We start from the raw sequence: 17,864 nt of genomic DNA, 5'->3' as shown, positions 1-17,864 counted from the left end.
CCTATGGCGGTTCGTAAGGGTCCCTGCGAAAGGGCCTGCCGCACTATGGCGACAGGGTCTTTCAAATCGGTTGATTAATTCTGCGGAATCTTGGCAAGGGCGACATAAGCTTTCCACTCCTCGACCGTCTTGGCGAGCAGTGCCTGGCCCTCTTCCGGGGTGCCGACATAGACATCGCCGCCGAATTTCGCGAGGAAGGCGACGGTATCGGGCTGGGCCAGGATTTCGTTGAACAGCGCGTTGATCTTGTCGACCACCGGCTTCGGCGTGGCCTTCGGAACGAAAGAGCCCCACCAGCCAAGCTGGTCGATATCGTAGCCCTGTTCCTTGGCGGTCGGGATGTCGGGCAGCGACTTCAGCCGGATCGGCGAACCGGTCGCCAGGATCCGGATACGCTTCTCGTTGGCCTGCGACAGGGCGAAGACGGGATCGTGGACGCCGTAGTCGATGGAGCCGCTCAGCATGTCGTTAAGTGAATCCTTGGCGTCCTTGAAACTGATCTCGACCGGGTCGACGCCGGCTTTCTGCTTGTAGATTTCGCCAAGCACCTTGCCGGAGGTCGCAGCCGTCGCATAGCTGGCGTTGTTGCCCTTCTTCTTCAGGGATTCCGTCAGCGCCTTCATGTCCTTGATCGGGCTGTCGTAAGCCACGACGAACATGAAGGCCTGCTTGTTGATGAAGGACGTCGTCTGCAGTTCCTTGACGACATCCACCGGCGGCGCCTTGAACAACGACATGTTGGCCGCCGTCGAGGTGCCGGAATGGACGTAGATCGTATATCCGTCCGGCTTGGCGCGGGCGGTGTACATGGCGGCGATGTTGCCGGCGGCTCCCGGCTTGTTTTCCACGATCACCATCTGACCGGAGACCTTGGCGAACTTCTCGGCAAAGAAACGGACCAGAACGTCCGCGCCGGAGCCGGCCGGGAAGGCGCAGACGAATGTGATCTGGCCGCTCGGATAAGCGCCCTGGGCGAATGCGCCAAAGGGTGCAAGCGCCGCGACGGCGGTGGTCGCCATCATCAGGTTTCTGCGTGAGATTTCAGTGGTCATCGGCACAAGTTCCTCCCTTGAACGCCCCAGTCATCCCCATAAAAGGTTCCCGTGAAGCCCGTTGAACAAGCCTCAGTTTTGCGGGATCTTCGCGAGCGCCACATAGCCACGCCACTCCTCGACGGTCTTCACAAGAAGCTCGTCGACCTCCTTCGGCGTACCTTTGTAGACGTCTCCGCCGAACTTGTTCAGGAAGGCTTCCGTTTCCGGCTTGTCGAGCACTTCCTGGAACAGCGAATTCAGCTTCATGACGATATCGTCCGGGGTCTTGGCCGGCACGAATACACCCCACCATCCAAGCTGGTCGACATTGAGGCCGTATTCCTTGATGGCCGGAATCTCGGGCGTCGACTTCATGCGCTGCGGCGAACCGACCGCAAGCAGCCTCAAGCGCCCCTCGCGCTGCTGGCTGAGCGCGAAGACCGGGTCGAGCGCTGCGAAATCGAGCTGGCCGCTGGTAATGTCGTTCAGGGAATCCGGGCCGGTCTTGTAGGCGACTTCGGTTGCCGAGACCCCTGCGAGCTGCAGGTAGACTTCGGCGAGGACCTTGCCCGAAGTTGCCGTCGAGCCGTAGGTGGCATCGCCGCCCTTGGCCTTCAGATGCTCGGTAAGCTGCTTCATATCCTTGATCGGGCTGTCGGCCGCGACCGCGATCATGAAGGGTTGCTTGTTGATGAACTGTACGCCGCGCAACGCCTGGGTGACGTCGATCGACGGTTTCTTGAACAGCGACATGTTGGCCGCCGTCGACGTGCCGGAATGGACGTAGACCGTGTAGCCGTCGGGTTTGGCGCGGCTGACATATTCGGCGGCGATATTGCCGTTGGCACCCGGCTTGTTCTCGACGATCACCGTTTGCTTGGAGACCGCCGCCACCTTCTCGGAAAAGAAGCGGACCAGAACGTCGGCGCCGCTGCCGGCCGGAAAGGCGCATACGAACGTGATCGTGGCGCTGGGATAGGTGGATTGTGCAAACGAGACACCCGGCAGAACGGCGGCCATCGTGGCCGCCGTAAGCAGTGTGCGTCTTGTCAGTTTCAGATGTCGTTCAGTCATTGGCTCCTCCTCCAAAACTGCTGCGGAATGTGTGTTATTCCTCCTGAAACGCCTCCTCGCGTGTCTTTCGGAACTGCGGCAAGACGATCAGGCCGATCATCAGAACCGTCGCGACCAGAAGCGTCGCGGAAATCGGGCGATCGATGAAGATCGACGGGTTGCCGCGCGAAATGACCAGCGAACGCCTGAGGTTCTCCTCCATCAGCGGCCCGAGAATGAAACCGAGCACCATCGGTGCCGGCTCGCAGCCGAGCTTGTGAAGGACGTAACCAAACACCGTGAAGACGATCATCAGAACCATCATGAACGGTTCGGTGCTGGTCGAGTACACGCCGATGGCGCAAAACAGCAGGATCGCCGGGTAGAGCAGCCGGTAGGGAACCGACAGCAGCTTCACCCAGATGCCGATCATCGGCAGGTTGATGACCACGAGCATCAGGTTGCCGATCCACATCGAGGCGACCATGCCCCAGAAGAGGTCCGGACGGGTGGTCATGACGGCAGCGCCCGGCTGGATGCCCTGGATGATCATCGCACCCATCATGATTGCCATGATCGGGTTCGACGGAATGCCGAGCGTCAGGAGCGGGATGAACGATGTCTGGGCGGCGGCATTGTTGGCCGATTCCGGACCTGCGACGCCTTCCACGGCGCCGTGACCGAACTTACGGGGGTTCTTGGAGATCTTCTTTTCCAGCGTGTAGCTGGCAAAGGAGGCGAGAACCGCGCCCCCGCCCGGCAGGATGCCGAGGATCGAGCCGAGGCCCGTGCCGCGCAGGGCCGCCGGAATGGAGTCCCGGAATTCCTGCTTGTTGGGCCACAGATCGCGCATGCGGGTGCTGATCGTCTCGCGCGGCGGCGGCGGGTTTTCAAGGTTGCGGATGATTTCCACGATACCGAAGAGACCGAGAACCAGCGGCAGGAAGTCGATACCCTCCCAGAGACCCGACAGGCTGAACGTGTAGCGGGTGAGACCGGTGTTGATATCGGTGCCGACGAGGCCGAGCAGCAGCCCCATCAGGACCATGGCGACCGCCTTGAGGACGGAGCCGTGGGCGAGCACGATCGCCATGACGAGGCCGAGCAGCATCAGCGCGAAATAGTCCGGCGAGTTGAACTGCTGGGCAATCGAAGCGAGCGGCGGGCCGAAGGCGGCGATGAAGACCGTACCGATCGTACCGGCGAAGAACGAGCCAAGAGCGGCAATCGCCAGCGCTGCGCCGGCGCGGCCCTTGCGGGCCATCTGGTGACCTTCGATACAGGTCACCACCGAGGACGCCTCGCCGGGCATGTTGACCAGGATCGAGGTGGTCGAGCCGCCGTACTGCGCACCGTAGTAGATGCCGGCGAGCATGATCAGCGACGACAGCGGATCGAGGCCGAAGGTGATCGGCAGCAGGATGGCGAGCGCGGGGATGGGTCCGATGCCAGGGAGAACGCCGATCAGCGTGCCGAGAACGGTGCCGATCAGACAGAACATCAGATTTTCCAGCGAGCCCGCCGCCATGAAGCCGGTTGCGAGGTGTTCAAAAACTTCCATTGCTTACCTGCCCCACCAGACGGGCATCGGCTGCCCGAGGCCATAGACGAAGATGATGACGACCAATGCCGCGGTCGTGACGGCGAAGATCACGGTCTCGACGAGATTGACGCCGCGCCGCGCATAGGCAGCGAACATGATCAGCAGGATCGAGGAAATTACCGCGCCGATCTGGGCGATCAGCAGGCCGAAGGCGGCAATCGCCAGCAGGATGAAGATGATCGGACGGAACTGGATGCGTTCGATGGCCGGGCCTTCGATCGCCAGCGACTTTACCGTGACGATCACGCCGATCAGGGCGATCAGGCCGCAGATGATCATCGGGAAATAACCAGGACCCATGTTGCGGGCGGAACCGAAGGTGAGGTCCGAGCCGACAAAGAGGCCGATCGCGCCGAAAAGGATGAACAAGATGCCCGCGCCGAAATCCTGCGGACTTTTGATTACCATGGTTTCCTCCCTGAAAACCTGACTGTTGAAGCGATCTGGCCACCCTTGGGCGTCGGCCAAACCGTCATTATGCATGCTCCTCGGACCGCGCCTCGACCTCGCCGCCTTGAATTCGTCTATAGGCAACTAGATTTGACTATATACAAGAGTATTCCTCTTGTCAGTCAATCGAATTCCGCTGTCCTCTGTCCACCAGATACCACAGCTATCCGGCGTTTTCGATCTTATCGCAATAATATCAGGAAACCAGATATCGCAGGTGTAATTGGTGACATTCTTTCCTGTTTTTGAACCGGGTATTGAAACTCTGAGATGTGAGCATCTTCCTCCAAGGACCTGCCCGCATGCTTCAGCGTCGCAGATATGAAATTGGTTTTTAACAAAGTCAATTATACTTTATCAAAAATAGTTGACAGGCGCGGGCGCACCGGAGAGATTGGTCGCCAGCATTTCAAAGGATACAAAATGAAGATTTCTGTTGTGGGAGGCGGAATTGGTGGTCTGACAGCGGCATTGTCGCTGCTCCGCCAAGGATTTGACGTGGATGTGTACGAACAGGCGGTCGAGCTGAAAGAAGTCGGCGCCGGCGTTCAGATCAGCGCCAATGGTACGCGAATCCTGTTTTCGCTCGGGCTCGAGGACGACATCATGTCGATCGCCGCGCAGGCGGAGGGCAAGGAGATTCGCCTCTGGAACACCGGGCAGACCTGGAAACTGTTCGACCTCGGCCCGCTTTCGATCGAGCGTTATGGCTTCCCTTACATCACCATCCATCGCAACGACCTGCACCAGACGCTGGCAGCCGGCGTGCGCCGCATCAAGCCGGATGCGATCAAGCTCTCCAAGAAATGCGTCGGGATCACCCAGGACGACAAGGGCGCGACGGTCACCTTCGCCGACGGCACCACCGCCACCTCCGACATCGTGGTCGGCGCCGATGGGGTGCATTCGAAGATCCGCGAGACGCTGTTTGGCCGCGACGACCCGAAATTCACCGGCATCGTCGCCTGGCGCGGCGTCATCCCGGTCGAGCGCCTGCCGGAACGCATGCTGCGCCCGGTCGGCACCAACTGGATCGGCCCCGGCGGCCATGTCATCCAGTACCTGCTGCGCGGCGGCAAGCTGATGAATTACGTCTCGGTCGTCGAGCGCGCCGACTGGCAGGTCGAATCCTGGTCGGTCGCCGGCACCGTGGAAGAGTGCCTTGCCGACTATGAAGGCTGGCACGAAGACATCCACACGATGATCAAGGCAATCGACGTGCCCTATAAATGGGCCCTGATGCTGCGGCCGCCGATGGACGATTGGACCCGCGGCCGTGTGACGCTGCTCGGAGACGCCTGTCATCCGACCTTGCCCTTCCTCGCGCAAGGCGCGGTGATGGCGATCGAGGACGGTTTCGTGCTCGCCCGCGCGCTTGCCGAGAACAATGGCAATTACGAAGCGGCCTTCGCCGGGTACGAGGCGGCCCGCGTCGAGCGCACCGGCAAGATCGTCCGCGGCGCCGAAGGCAATCTCAGCCGTTTCCACAATGCCGCGCTGAAGGATCCGAAGCTCGCCGAGGATTACGTCAATGCCGAATGGCAGGAAGACAAGGTCAAGCAGCGCTACGAATGGCTGTTCACCTACGACGCCACCTCGGTGCCGGTCGTGGCGGGAACCAGGTCGCCGGAAGCGGTTGCCTAGGGGCACATTCGCAGCTCAATCTCGAAAACCCGTTCGCCGGTTCCACCGGTCGAGCGGGCGAAGCATAATGGGTAGGACACCATGACCACCAAGGCGGAATGGCAGCGGATCCCGCTGATCGTCTCCTTTCCGGAGACCGCGAAATATACCGAGACCTACGGCTTTGCCGGCAATTCCGGCAGGGTCAACCTCGAGGGCCAGCTTCTGCGCGGCGCCGGTGCGCCGTCGAAGACGGTCTATGTCTTCATGCATCCAACCTCGACGCTGCAGCTGCTGCCGATGCCGACGGCGCTGGCGGACGCCGGCCTGCACGTGCTCTGCGCCGCAAGCCGCTATCCGAAGAACGATACCGCTCTGATCATGGAAAAAGTGGCGATCGACCTCGGCAAGTGGCTCGATTATGCCCGCGGCGAGCTTGGTTACGAGAAGGTGGTGCTGGTCGGCTGGTCGGGCGGCGGTTCGCTATCGCTATTCTACCAGGCACAGGCCGAGAACCCGACGATCACCCACACGCCGGCCGGCGACGAGGTCAATCTCGTCGAAGCGGGCCTGAAGCCCGCCGACGGCGTGATCTTCATCGCCGCCCACCTGTCGCGTGCCGAAACGTTGACCGAATGGCTCGACCCGTCGGTTCTCGACGAACTCGACCCGGATCTGCGCGACCCGGAATTCGACATCTATTCGCCGGACTGCCCGCACCAGCCGCCCTATTCGGCGGAATTCATCCAGCGGTTCCGGGCCGCCCAGGTCGCCCGCAACCGCAAGATCACCCACTGGGCGCTCGACATGCTGGCGGAGCTGAAGCGCCGCGGTTCGTTCGAACAGGAACGTGCCTTCGTCGTTCACCGCACCATGTGCGACGTGCGCTGGTTCGACGGAACGATCGATCCGAACGACCGGCCGATCGGCAAGAGCTATATGGGTGATCCGCGCACGGTCAATGTCGGCCCGGTCGGGCTTGCCCGCTTCACGACGCTGCGCTCCTGGCTTTCCCAGTGGAGCTACGACCTGTCGAATGCCAAGGGGCCGATGAACGCGGCGCTGATCAAGCGCTCGCCGGTGCTGCAGATCGAAAACAATGCCGACGAGGCGGTCCCGGCAACGCACAATCCGACGATCCGGGCGGCGCTCGCCACCGAGAACAAGGAATACATGACGATCCCGCATGCGACCCACTATTACCTCGGCCAGCCGGAGCTCTTAAAAGCCTGCATCGACCGGGTGATCGACTGGAGCAGGCGGCAGGGGTTGCTGGCTTGAAAGACAAGCCGGAGCTTGTCGGGAGCGGGCTCCGGATCATCATCGGGAGGTTTGACCGTGCGCTTTAATGAGAAGCACCACCGCCCAGGCTGGATCGGTGGTGTGCGTTTGTCTCTGTCGAGGGCAATCGCTTATGAAAATGTCAGACGGTGCAGCAGGTTAAGCCCCTCCCCCTTGTGGGGAGGGGTTGGGGAGGGGACTTCGCTTCGAAGCCAAACCCCTCCCGCCTGCCGGCCACCCTCCCCACAAGGGGGAGGGTTAAGACTGCCGCACTGCCGCAGGACAATAACCTCAAGCCGCAGCCGACTTCGCCGCAATCATCCCGGCCTTCTTCTTCACCCATGCCTTCATGGCGTCATGGGCTTCGGAAGCGGCCTGTTCCAGATAGCCCGGCTCTTCCGTGCGCGCGGTGATTTCCAGGCGCAGGCCGTTTGGGTCGAAGAAGTAGATCGAGTTGATGAACTCATGGTCGATGACGTCGGTGGTCTTCACGCCGGCATCCTGCAACCGCTTCTTGAACTTCAGGACCTCCTCGACGGAATCGACCTCCATCGCGAAGTGCTGGACCCAGTCCGGGGTGTTCGGCGAGGGAAGCGGCATGATGTTTTCGCCGAGGTCGAAGAAGGCCATGTAGGAGCCGTCGCCCATTTCGAAGAAGAAATGCGCGTAGGGCTTTTCTTCGCCCGTCGACGGCACCTTGTCGGCGGTCATGCAGTTGACCAGCGGCAGGCCAAGCAGGTCCTCGTAGAACTTGCGGGTCTCCTCGCCATCGCGGCAGGGGTAGGAAAAGTGATAGAGTTTGCGAAGCTTTGGTGCGTCAACCATGATGGTTCCTCCATATCCAGGCTTGTTGCATTGGCCGTGATGGTAGGCCTTTGCCGACCCTCCCATGTCCACCTTGCAGGTGGACATGCCCACGACAGATTTGTTCTCAACCCTGGAGGCGTCAATGCCTGCGCTTGATGGAGACAACGTGACCGTCATGGCTGCCCTCATGGACGAGGTCGGCGAGCCCGGCTTCCCCGAAAAATTCCTGGAAACGCTGCGCGGCATCGCCGGCACCGATTTCTGTTCCGCCTTCCAGGCCGAGGAAGACGGGTCGCTCACCTATCTCTTTGCCTGCGGTTATCACTCGACCATCCCGGGTTTTGCCGAGCGCGCCTCGCTCGATTACGCCCGCCGTTACTGGCTACGCGACCGGGTGACCCGCCAGATGCTGAACGGAGGCCCCGGCCTTGCCAAGGTGCAGGTGGTTCGCCAGGCCTGGAACGGCATCCGCGACCCCGAATACCGCCGCGACTGTTACGAGCGCGCCCATGTGCTGGAACGGCTGACCATCTATCACTCGGAGGAGCCGCGGATCTTCGCCAGCCTCTATCGCACCCGCGAAAGCGGCCCGTTCCCGCTCGCCGCGGTCGAACGGCTGGAAACCTCCGCGCCGCTGCTGATGGCCATGGTCGTCAAGCATGTGCGGCTGCAGGGTCGGCCGCAGACGGCGCCCTTGCATCCGCCGCAGCAGGAGATCGCCGGGCGGTTGTTGCAGGCAGGGTTTGCGCTTTCGGGCCGTGAGGCGGAGGTTTCCGCCGGCCTGCTGCTCGGCCGCACACATCGGGAAATTTCCGAAAAGGTCGGGCTCGCGCTTTCGAGTATCGTCACCTACCGTCAGCGTGCCTACCGCAAGCTGGGGGTCAGCGACCGGCGCGGGCTCGAAGCGCTTTACGAAGGAATTTCACGCGCTTAAGCGTATTCATCAGGGGAGAAGTTTCAAATGATTTCGATCAAGGACCGTATTGCCATCGTCACCGGCGCCAGCTCGGGCATCGGCTGGGGCATCGCCAAGGCGATTGCCGCTGAGGGCGCCGTCACCGTGCTTGCCGCCCGCAGCGCCGACAAGCTTGAAAAACTGGCGGCCGAGATCGAGGCCGACGGCGGCCATGCGTTCGTCGTCCAGACCGACGTCACCGATGACGCGCAGGTCGAAAAGCTGTTCGTCACGGTGAAGGAAAAATACGGCCGGCTCGACATCCTGATCAACAATGCCGGCATCGCCGATCATACGCCGGTCGAAAAGCTCACCAACGAGCGCTGGCACGAGGTGATCGGTGCCAACCTGCACTCGGTCTTCTATTGCAGCCGCGCCGCCTTCGTCATCATGCAGGAACAGAAGCGCGGCCGGATCATCAACATGGGCAGCCTGTCGTCCAAGGTTCCGCGCGGCCATACCGCCGCCTATACGGCGAGCAAGTTCGCGCTCGAGGGCCTTACCCGTTCGCTCGCCGTCGACGGCCGCGAGCACGGCATTGCGGTCTCCATGGTGCATCCGGGCTCGACGGTCAGTTCGCTGGTTCCTGGCATCACCGACAAGGTCCGTCCCGCAACGATGATGCCTCTGGATGTGGCGCGGATCGTCGTGCTGATGGCGACGCTGCCGGATGACGTGAACCTCTACGAGAGCATCATCCTGCCGGTCGAAATGCCATTTCTCGGCCGCGGTTAAGCATCGGTTCAGCACGACGTCAAACGGCTTCCTTTTCGCCAGGCCCGAAATTCAAAGCCGCTTGACGCATATTCGGGTCCCTGATATCCATTTCCCCAGTAGGGAGAATTTGCTATGGAAAACCAGACCGAATCCGCCGCCGGCCAGAACAATGGCAAGTGGGGCGAATATGTTACCGTGGATTTTGACGAGGGCATCGCCTGGGTGACGCTCAACCGTCCGAAGCAGCGCAACGCCATCAACCCGGGCATCGTCTGGGAAATGAACGCGATCATGGACGCGCTGGAAGAAGACGACCGCTGCAAGGTGATGGTCGTCACCGGCGCCGGCGAATCCTTCTCGGCCGGCATGGACCTGAAGGAATATTTCCGCGCCACCGACAAGGTGCCGCCGATCCAGCGCGAACGCCTGTTCCGGGCGAACGCCGCATGGCAGTGGCGCCGGATGATGTATTTCCCGAAGCCGACCATCTCCATGGTCAACGGCTGGTGTTTTGGCGGCGCCTTCCAGTTCCTGGTCGGCTGCGACTTGGCCATCGCCTCGGAAGACGCCATCTTCGGCCTTTCTGAAATCAACTGGGGCATCATCCCGGCCGGCATCGTCACCAAATCGGTGCTGGAGACGATGAGCTTCCGCGACGCGATGTATTACATCATGACCGGGGAGACCTTCACCGGCCAGCAGGCCGCCGACATGAAGCTGGTCAACAAGGCCGTTTCGCCGGACGAGCTGAAGGCCGAGACTCGCAAGCTCGCCATGACGCTGATCGGCAAGAACCCCTTCGTGCTGCGCCAGGCCAAGACGGCCTGCCGTTTCACCCGCGACCTCACCTGGGAACAGGCCGGCGAATACCTGATGGCGAAGTCCGATCAGACGGAACTCCGCGACCCGGAAAATGGCCGCAATACCGGCATGAGTCAGTTCCTAGACGAGAAATCCTTCCGCCCGGGCCTCGGTGCCTACCGTCGCGACTAAGAAGTGGCTCCCATGGCTGATACGATGACCACAGCTCCCAAGACGCTCGATCCGGCCAAGCCGTTCGATCTTGACCGTCTGCTGCGCCCACGATCGATTGCGATCGTGGGCGCGTCGCCGGATCCCGCCTCGATCGGCGGCGGCGTGCTCGCCAATCTCGAACTCTTCAAATATTCCGGCGACCTGCATCTCGTCAGCCGTTCGCGCGACGAGATCAACGGCCGCCCCTGCGTGAAGACCATCGGCGACCTGCCCAAGGGCGTCGACGTGGTAATCCTCATCGTGCCCCAGGTGGCGATCAAGGACTCGGTTCTTGCCTGCGTCGAGCGGGATGTGGCAGGCGTCATTGTCTACTCTTCCGGTTTCGCCGAAGCCGGCGAGGAAGGCCGCCGACAGCAGGACGAGCTTGCCGAGATCTGCCGCAAGGCAGGCATGGCGATGCTCGGACCCAACTGCATGGGCTATACCAATTACGTCGACGGCATTCCGCTGACCTTCGAGCCGGTCGACCTGCGCGGCGTCGGCGAGCGCTCGCGCGTCGCCATCGTCGCCCAGAGCGGTGCGACGGCCGCCAATATCCGCTTCGCCATGCATTCGCGCGAAATCGCGGTTTCCTATGTGATCGCCACCGGCAACGAGGCGGTGATCGCCGCCGAAGACCTGGTCGGCTGGCTGATCGAGGACAAGGACAACGCCGCCGTCGCGGTCTATGTCGAACAGGTCAAGAACCCCCAAAAGTTCCTCGCCGTGGCGCGGCGCGCCCGCGAGCTCGGCAAGCCGATCGTCATGCTGCATCCGGGCTCCAGCGAGCGCGGCAAGCAGGCGGCGCAATCGCATACCGGTGCGCTTGCCGGCGACCATGCGCTGATGCAGACGGCCGTCCGCAACGAGGCCGTCGCACTGGTCGAGACGACCGACGAGCTGTTCGATGTCACCGCCATCCTGGCACGCTATCCGTCGCCGCCACCGGGCGAGGCCGGCATCGTCACCAATTCCGGCGCCATCCGCGGCCTCTGCTTCGACTTCTGCGAACGCGTCGGCCTGCCGATCGCGACGCTGTCAGACGAGGTGCATGCCGAGCTTGCAACGCAAGTGCCGCCTTACGTCCATGTCGACAACCCGTTCGACATCGGCACGACCGGCTTCTCCAATCCCGGTATTTTCGGAACGTCCACGGCATCCATGCTGAAGGATCCCGGCGTGGGCATCGTCTTCCTGTCGCATGCCGGCGGCTCGCCGCCGATGCAGATCAAGAAGTCGGACGCGATCATCCCGGTCGCCGCGACCGCGACAAAGCCGGTCATCCTCAACATCGTCGGCGACGACTACCCGCTCGATCCGACCTTCATGAAGGCGGTGCGCGACAGCGGCATTCCGTTCTTCCGCTCGCCGGAACGCGCCATGCGCGCCATGGCAGTGGTGATGAATTATGCGGCTGCGCTCGCCGCCACCCAGGACCGCGCCCCGGAAGGCGAACGGATCGCCAAACTGCCACCCTCCGGCCTCGTGGTCGAGTATGAAGGTAAGCGTATACTTACCGATCTCGGCATCCACATCCCGAAGGGCGCTTTGGCGAAATCCGCCGACGAAGCCGCGACGATCGCAGCCGATGTCGGTTACCCGGTCGTCATGAAGGCGCAGGCGGCCGAACTCGCCCACAAGAGCGATGTCGGCGGCGTCATCGTCAATATCCCCGACGAGCCGGCGCTGCGGGCGGCGCATGAAAAGATGTATGCCAGCATTGCCAGGCACAAGCCGGGCCTCAAGCTCGACGGCGTGCTGATCGAGGGCATGGCGCGCCAGGGCCTCGAAATGGTGGTCGGCGCCAAGCGCGATCCGCAATGGGGTCCGGTCGTACTCGTTGGCCTCGGCGGCGTCTGGATCGAGGCTCTCGCCGATGCTCGCCTGCTGCCGGCCGATATCAGCCGCGAGCGGGCGATCGCCGAAATCCACAAGCTGAAGGCATCGAAGCTGCTCGGGGCCTTTCGCGGCCAGCCGGCGCGCGATGTCGAAGCAATTGCCGACGTGGTCGTCAAGCTCGGCGCGCTGATGCGCTCGGAGCCTCAGATTGTCGAAGTCGATATCAATCCGCTCGTTGTCTATGGCGAGGGGGACGGGGCTTTGGCTCTCGACGCGCTATTCGTGGTGCAGTGAGGGAGTAAGCCCTCGCTGCGATTTTGGGGTGTAGCCCCCTCATCCGCCTGCCGGCACCTTCTCCCCTTCGGGAGAAGGTGAATTGCCGCAATGTCTCAGATCCTCCTCTCCCCACGGGGAGAGGGTGGCCGAGCGGAGCGGAGGCCGGGTGAGGGGGTGCGACGCCGCTATTTTATTTTGGCAGTCACGAGGGAGGAAACCGTGATGCAGACCCAATCCTATGGTGAGTTGAAGCTGTTTGTGGATGGCGAGTGGCTCGGCGCGGAAGGCCGGGTGACGGAAGACGTCATCAATCCGGCAACCGGCGAGCCGATCGGCGCCCTGCCGCATGCAACCGCGGCGGATCTTGAGCGAGCCGTGGCAGCGGCCACCCGTGAATTCAAGGCATGGAAGGCAACGACCGCCTTCGATCGTGCCAAGATCATCCGCAAGGCAGCCGACATCCTGCGCGAACGGGCGAACGAAATCGGCCGGCGGATGGTGCTTGACCAGGGCAAGCCGCTCGCCGAGGCGATACCGGAAGTCCATATCTCGGCCGACATTCTCGACTGGACCGCCGACGAGGGCCGCCGTTCCTATGGCCGCATCGTGCCGGCCCGCGTGCCCGGCGTTAAGTGGATGGTCACCAGGGAACCCGTCGGCCCCGTCGCCGGCTTCACGCCCTGGAATTTCCCCGGTGTCATCCCGACCCGCAAGATCTCGGCCGCGCTTGCGACCGGCTGCACCATGGTCATCAAACCCTCGGAAGAGACGCCGGCGACCGTGCTCGAGATCGCCCGGGCGCTGCAGGATGCGGGCCTGCCGAACGGCGTGCTGAACGTCGTGCACGGCAAGCCGGCGGACGTTTCCGAACACCTGATCGCCGCAGACGGCATCCGCAAGATCACCTTCACCGGCTCGACCGCCGTCGGCCAGCATCTTGCGGTCCTCGCCGCGAAAGCCGGCGTCAAGCGCGCCACGATGGAGCTCGGCGGCCACGCCCCCGTGCTGATCTTCGAGGACGCCGATATCGACCACGCGATCCGCGTGATGGTGCATGCGAAATACCGCAATGCCGGCCAGGTCTGCATCTCACCGACCCGGTTCTACGTGCATGACAGCGTCCACGACAAGTTCGTCGACGGCTTTGCCAAGGCGGCGACGGCCCTGAAGGTCGGCGACGGCCTCGACCCGTCGAGCCAGATGGGACCGCTTGCCAACAGCCGCCGCGTGCCGGCGATGGAGCGCATGGTCGCCGATGCCGTGCAGCGTGGCGCCACGGTGAAGGCCGGCGGCGAGCGCGGCAGCAATCGCGGCTATTTCTTCCAGCCGACGGTGCTGGCCGACGTGCCGCAGGACGCGATCATCATGAACGACGAGCCTTTCGGCCCGGTCGCCGTCACTGCCCGCTTCACCTCCTTCGATGAGGTGATCGAACAGGCCAACCGGCTGCCCTACGGCCTTGCCTCCTATGCCTTCACTCGGTCCAGCCAGACCGCGGCGATGGTCAGCGACGCACTCGAGGCCGGCATGGTCGGCATCAACAACAACTTCATCTCGATGGCCGAAACGCCGTTCGGCGGCGTCAAGCAGAGCGGTTACGGCTCCGAAGGCGGCACCGAGGGCATGGACGCCTATCTCGTCACAAAAATGACCAGCCTGTCTTAGGTCCCGGGACCTTTTAGGAGAACACGATGACCATTGAAGCAAGTGATCTGGGCGGAGAGAACGTCAAGGTCGAATTCGAGGACGGCATTGCCTGGGTGAAACTGAATCGCCCGGATAAGCGCAACGCCATGAGCGTCGGCCTTGCCGAAGACATGATCCGAGTGCTCGACGCGCTTGAAATCGACGACCGCGCCGGCGTGATCATCCTCACCGGCGAGGGCGACGCCTTCTCAGCCGGCATGGACCTCAAGGACTTCTTCCGCGCCACCGACGGTGTGTCGGACGTCAAGCGGATGCGCGCCTATCGCTCCACCCGCGCCTGGCAATGGCGCCTGCTGATGCACTACGCCAAGCCGACAATCGCCATGGTCAATGGCTGGTGCTTTGGCGGTGCCTTTACGCCGCTGATCTGCTGCGATCTTGCGATCGCCTCCGAAGATGCGGTGTTCGGCCTTTCGGAAATCAACTGGGGCGTCATCCCCGGCGGCGTCGTCTCCAAGGCGATCTCGACGCTGATGAACGACCGCAAGGCGATGTATTACGTCATGACCGGCGAAAAGTTCGGCGGCAAGATGGCCGAACAGCTCGGCCTGGTGAACGAGGCGGTGCCGGCCGACAAGCTTCGCGAGCGCACTGTCGAAATCGCCCGCGTGCTCCTCGAAAAGAACCCGACCGTGCTCCGCCAGGCCCGCATGGCCTATAAGTATGTGCGCGAGATGACTTGGGAGGAGTCGGCCGAATACCTGACCGCCAAGGCCGACCAGACGACGTTCGTCGATCCTGAAAAGGGCCGCGAAAAGGGGCTTTCGCAGTTTCTCGATACGAAGACCTATCGCCCGGGGCATGGGGCGTATACGCGCGAGGAGTGAGGGAGTCTGTGCTTCAGAGCGCATGAAGCTGATAGAGGCATGGGGCGATGCGGCAAGGCGATCTCCCCCCTTGAGGGGGAGATGCCCGGCAGGGCAGAGGGGGGTGCCGCGGCACGCTCTTCTGCAGTTGAGTTCACGGCGCCACCCCCCCTCTGTCACCTCCGGTGACATCTCCCCCTCAAGGGGGGAGATTCGGGAGTTTGCCGCGCCGCGTCACTTCATCTAATCGCGAGACCCAGTCATGGACCTGAACTATTCGGACGAGCAGCTTCTGTTGAAGGAAAGCGCCGAGCGGTTCCTGAAGGATCGCTACGACTTCGAGAAGCGCAACAAGATCATCGCCTCGGAGACCGGCTTCGATGCCGGCATCTGGTCCGAGATGGCCGATCTCGGCTGGCTGGCGCTGCCGTTTGCCGAAGAGAACGGCGGTCTCGGCGGCAGCGCGGTGGAAATCTCGCTGATCATGGAAGCGATTGGCCGCGCGCTGGTGGTGGAGCCCTATCTTACATCCATCATTCTCGCCGGCGGGCTGGTCGAAAAGCTGGGCAGTGCGGATCAAAAAGCCGAGATCCTCGGCGGCCTGATCGCCGGCACATCGCGCCCGGCGCTGGCGCATACGGAGCGCCAGACCGGTTTCGACCTCGGCAATATTACCGCAACCGCCACGAAGAGTGCGGATGGCTACGCCATCTCCGGTGAGAAGCCGCTGGTTCCCGGCGGCTCCTTCGCAGGTATCTTTCTGGTCTCGGCCAAGCTCGATGGAACAGTAAAATTGTTCGTCGTGCCTGCGGATGCTGTCGGCCTGACCTCGACCCTAGTGAAACTCGTCGATGGCAGCCGCGCCAGCGATCTTGTCCTCGACAACGTCTCCGTGCCCGCTTCGGCGCTGCTCGATGCCGCGGCAGATACGCTCTGCGAAATCGAAGCGGCCCATGACCGCGTCAATGCGGCGCTTGCCTCGGAAGCGGTCGGCATCATGGATGCGCTGCTGGACGCGACCGTTGCCTATACCAAGGAACGCGTGCAGTTCGGCAAGCCGCTCGCCGCCTTCCAAGCCCTGCAGCACCGGATGGCCGAGATGGCGGTGAAATGCCAGGAGGCCCGCGGTTCGGCATTGCTCGCCACGCTTTCCGTCGACGCGCCGCGCGCGATGCGCATCCGCGGCGTTTCCGGCGCCCGTGCCAAGATCGGCAAGGTCTCCCGCTCTGTCGCACAGGAGGCGATCCAGCTGCATGGCGCCATGGGTTTTTCGGAAGAGATGCCGATCGGCGCCTGGTTCCGCCGGCTCTACGCGATCGAAAACACGTTCGGCACCACCGCGGACCACCTGAAGCGTTATGGCGAGATCATTCGCGATCCCGCCATGCTCTCCGGCAGCCTGCTGCGCGAACCCGCCTGAGGAGATTTCCATGGATCTGTTGATGACGGAAGAAGAGGTTCGATTCCGCGATGAGGTTCGGACATTCCTCGACGCCCATCTGGACGAGGAACTCAAGCGCGCCGAGCGGCTGAATCCCAGCTTCCTCGCCGACCCCGCCATCGGTCTCAAATGGCAGGCGAAGCTCAACGACAAGGGCTGGGTCGCCCCGTCCTGGCCGAAACAATATGGCGGCACCGGCTGGACGCTCGCCGAGCGTTACATTTTCGACCAGGAATGCGAACGGGCCGGCGAGCCGCATTTCCGCGGCGCCTCAATCAAGATGATCGCCCCGGTGATCATGCGTTACGGCAACGAGGCGCAGAAGAGTTTCTATCTGCCGCGCATCCTGAACGGAGAGGATGTCTGGGCGCAGGGTTATTCGGAACCGGGCTCCGGCTCCGACCTCGCCTCGCTGAAGACCAGGGCGGTGCTCGACGGCGACCACTATGTCGTCAACGGTTCGAAGATCTGGTCGACGCTGGCGCATCACGCCACGCGGATGTTCGCGCTGGTACGGACCGCCGACACGGGCAAAAAGCAGGAGGGCATCACCTTCATCCTGATCGACCTCAAATCGCCCGGTGTCACCATCCGGCCGATCCGCTCGATCTGCGGCACGCATGAATTCAACCAGGTCTTCTTCGACGACGTGAAAGTGCCGGTTTCCGACCGCATCGGCGAGGAAGGCGAGGGCTGGGACATCGCAAAATACCTGCTCGAATTCGAGCGGGGCGGCGCCTTCGCGGGCGGAGTCTTGCGGGCCATGCTGACGCGCCTGCACCGGCTCGCTTCCGAGCCACTGCCGGACGGGCGAACGATGATCGACGATCCGCTGTTCATGGCGCGCTTCGCCGAGATCGCCACGGATGTCGACGCCAACGACATGCTGGAGCTTTCCGCCATGTCCAAGGTCCAGGCGGGCGGTAATCCGGGATCGGTGCCGTCCTCGACGATGAAGATCGAGCGCAGCCGCATTCGCCAGTCGATCGCCGAACTGGCCGCCTCGATCCTCGGCCCGGATGCGCTGCGCTTTGAAGAACACCGGCCGCTGCACGAACTGCCGGAGGAAAGCGAGATCGACGAAGAGCGCAAGGTTGCCTCCGCCGTCTATTTCAATTCCCGCTCCCAGAGCATTTTCGGCGGCAGCAACGAGATTCAGCTGGAGATCATCGCAAAGACGCTGCTGAGGTGAGCGTCTTCTGAAACCATATCCCATCCAGCGCGTTACCGGCCGAACCCATCAAGCCGGAGAACGCCC

At 62.6% G+C, this 17,864-nt stretch carries 15 protein-coding genes; 10 read left to right on the top strand and 5 right to left on the bottom strand.

All coding sequences use genetic code 11. The features are described from left to right. Positions 1–74: 74 nt before the first annotated feature. The 4 genes from AC1D3C_RS01960 to AC1D3C_RS01945 form a co-directional block, all read right to left on the bottom strand. Positions 75–1,052: a Bug family tripartite tricarboxylate transporter substrate binding protein gene (locus AC1D3C_RS01960; protein ID WP_247137748.1), complete on the bottom strand. Its 978-nt coding sequence runs from the start codon at positions 1,050–1,052 to the stop codon at positions 75–77. Positions 1,053–1,124: 72 nt separating this feature from the next. Continuing rightward, positions 1,125–2,108 carry a Bug family tripartite tricarboxylate transporter substrate binding protein gene (locus AC1D3C_RS01955; RefSeq protein ID WP_477481672.1) on the bottom strand — a complete coding sequence of 328 codons (984 nt, stop codon included), beginning with the start codon at positions 2,106–2,108 and terminating at the stop codon, positions 1,125–1,127. A 34-nt stretch (positions 2,109–2,142) separates the two neighbouring features. Beyond that, positions 2,143–3,648: a tripartite tricarboxylate transporter permease gene (locus tag AC1D3C_RS01950; RefSeq protein WP_040123946.1), complete on the bottom strand. Its 1,506-nt coding sequence runs from the start codon at positions 3,646–3,648 to the stop codon at positions 2,143–2,145. A gap of 3 nt (positions 3,649–3,651) precedes the next feature. Next, a complete protein-coding gene (locus AC1D3C_RS01945) occupies positions 3,652–4,098 on the bottom strand; it encodes a tripartite tricarboxylate transporter TctB family protein (protein ID WP_051900268.1) in 447 nt (148 codons plus the stop codon). A 465-nt stretch (positions 4,099–4,563) separates the two neighbouring features. On the opposite strand from AC1D3C_RS01945, the gene AC1D3C_RS01940 reads away from it, so the two are divergent. After that, positions 4,564–5,784: an FAD-dependent monooxygenase gene (locus tag AC1D3C_RS01940; RefSeq protein WP_477481671.1), complete on the top strand. Its 1,221-nt coding sequence runs from the start codon at positions 4,564–4,566 to the stop codon at positions 5,782–5,784. Positions 5,785–5,865: 81 nt separating this feature from the next. Beyond that, a complete protein-coding gene (locus AC1D3C_RS01935; protein WP_477481670.1) occupies positions 5,866–7,044 on the top strand; it encodes an alpha/beta hydrolase family protein in 1,179 nt (392 codons plus the stop codon). Between the two features lie 291 nt (positions 7,045–7,335). Here the strand turns inward: AC1D3C_RS01935 and AC1D3C_RS01930 are convergent, their stop codons facing one another. After that, a complete protein-coding gene (locus AC1D3C_RS01930; protein ID WP_046668917.1) occupies positions 7,336–7,869 on the bottom strand; it encodes a VOC family protein in 534 nt (177 codons plus the stop codon). A gap of 124 nt (positions 7,870–7,993) precedes the next feature. Here AC1D3C_RS01930 and AC1D3C_RS01925 point away from each other — a divergent pair, with 124 nt between their 5' ends. The 8 genes from AC1D3C_RS01925 (at position 7,994) to AC1D3C_RS01890 (ending at position 17,798) form a co-directional block, all read left to right on the top strand. Beyond that, on the top strand, positions 7,994–8,785 hold the full coding sequence (locus AC1D3C_RS01925; protein ID WP_477481669.1) for a helix-turn-helix transcriptional regulator: 792 nt from the start codon (positions 7,994–7,996) through the stop codon (positions 8,783–8,785). Between the two features lie 27 nt (positions 8,786–8,812). Beyond that, positions 8,813–9,541: an SDR family oxidoreductase gene (locus AC1D3C_RS01920; RefSeq protein ID WP_046599284.1), complete on the top strand. Its 729-nt coding sequence runs from the start codon at positions 8,813–8,815 to the stop codon at positions 9,539–9,541. Between the two features lie 114 nt (positions 9,542–9,655). After that, positions 9,656–10,516, top strand: coding sequence for a p-hydroxycinnamoyl CoA hydratase/lyase (locus tag AC1D3C_RS01915; protein WP_040123939.1), 861 nt, complete (start codon positions 9,656–9,658; stop codon positions 10,514–10,516). Between the two features lie 12 nt (positions 10,517–10,528). After that, positions 10,529–12,670 (top strand): acetate--CoA ligase family protein, encoded by a 2,142-nt coding sequence (locus tag AC1D3C_RS01910; protein WP_477481668.1) that lies wholly within the window; start codon positions 10,529–10,531, stop codon positions 12,668–12,670. A 204-nt stretch (positions 12,671–12,874) separates the two neighbouring features. Continuing rightward, positions 12,875–14,317, top strand: coding sequence for an NAD-dependent succinate-semialdehyde dehydrogenase (locus tag AC1D3C_RS01905; RefSeq protein ID WP_477481667.1), 1,443 nt, complete (start codon positions 12,875–12,877; stop codon positions 14,315–14,317). Positions 14,318–14,343: 26 nt separating this feature from the next. Further along, on the top strand, positions 14,344–15,186 hold the full coding sequence (locus AC1D3C_RS01900) for a p-hydroxycinnamoyl CoA hydratase/lyase (RefSeq protein ID WP_247138470.1): 843 nt from the start codon (positions 14,344–14,346) through the stop codon (positions 15,184–15,186). Positions 15,187–15,427: 241 nt separating this feature from the next. Then, positions 15,428–16,585: an acyl-CoA dehydrogenase family protein gene (locus AC1D3C_RS01895; RefSeq protein WP_477481666.1), complete on the top strand. Its 1,158-nt coding sequence runs from the start codon at positions 15,428–15,430 to the stop codon at positions 16,583–16,585. A 10-nt stretch (positions 16,586–16,595) separates the two neighbouring features. Continuing rightward, positions 16,596–17,798 carry an acyl-CoA dehydrogenase family protein gene (locus tag AC1D3C_RS01890; RefSeq protein ID WP_477481665.1) on the top strand — a complete coding sequence of 401 codons (1,203 nt, stop codon included), beginning with the start codon at positions 16,596–16,598 and terminating at the stop codon, positions 17,796–17,798. The last annotated feature ends 66 nt before the right edge of the window (positions 17,799–17,864 follow it).

Source organism: Neorhizobium sp. P1_A6, from assembly GCF_056406795.1.
Note: the sequence above shows the minus strand (reverse complement) of the source record. Positions and strands in the feature narration are given on the sequence as shown.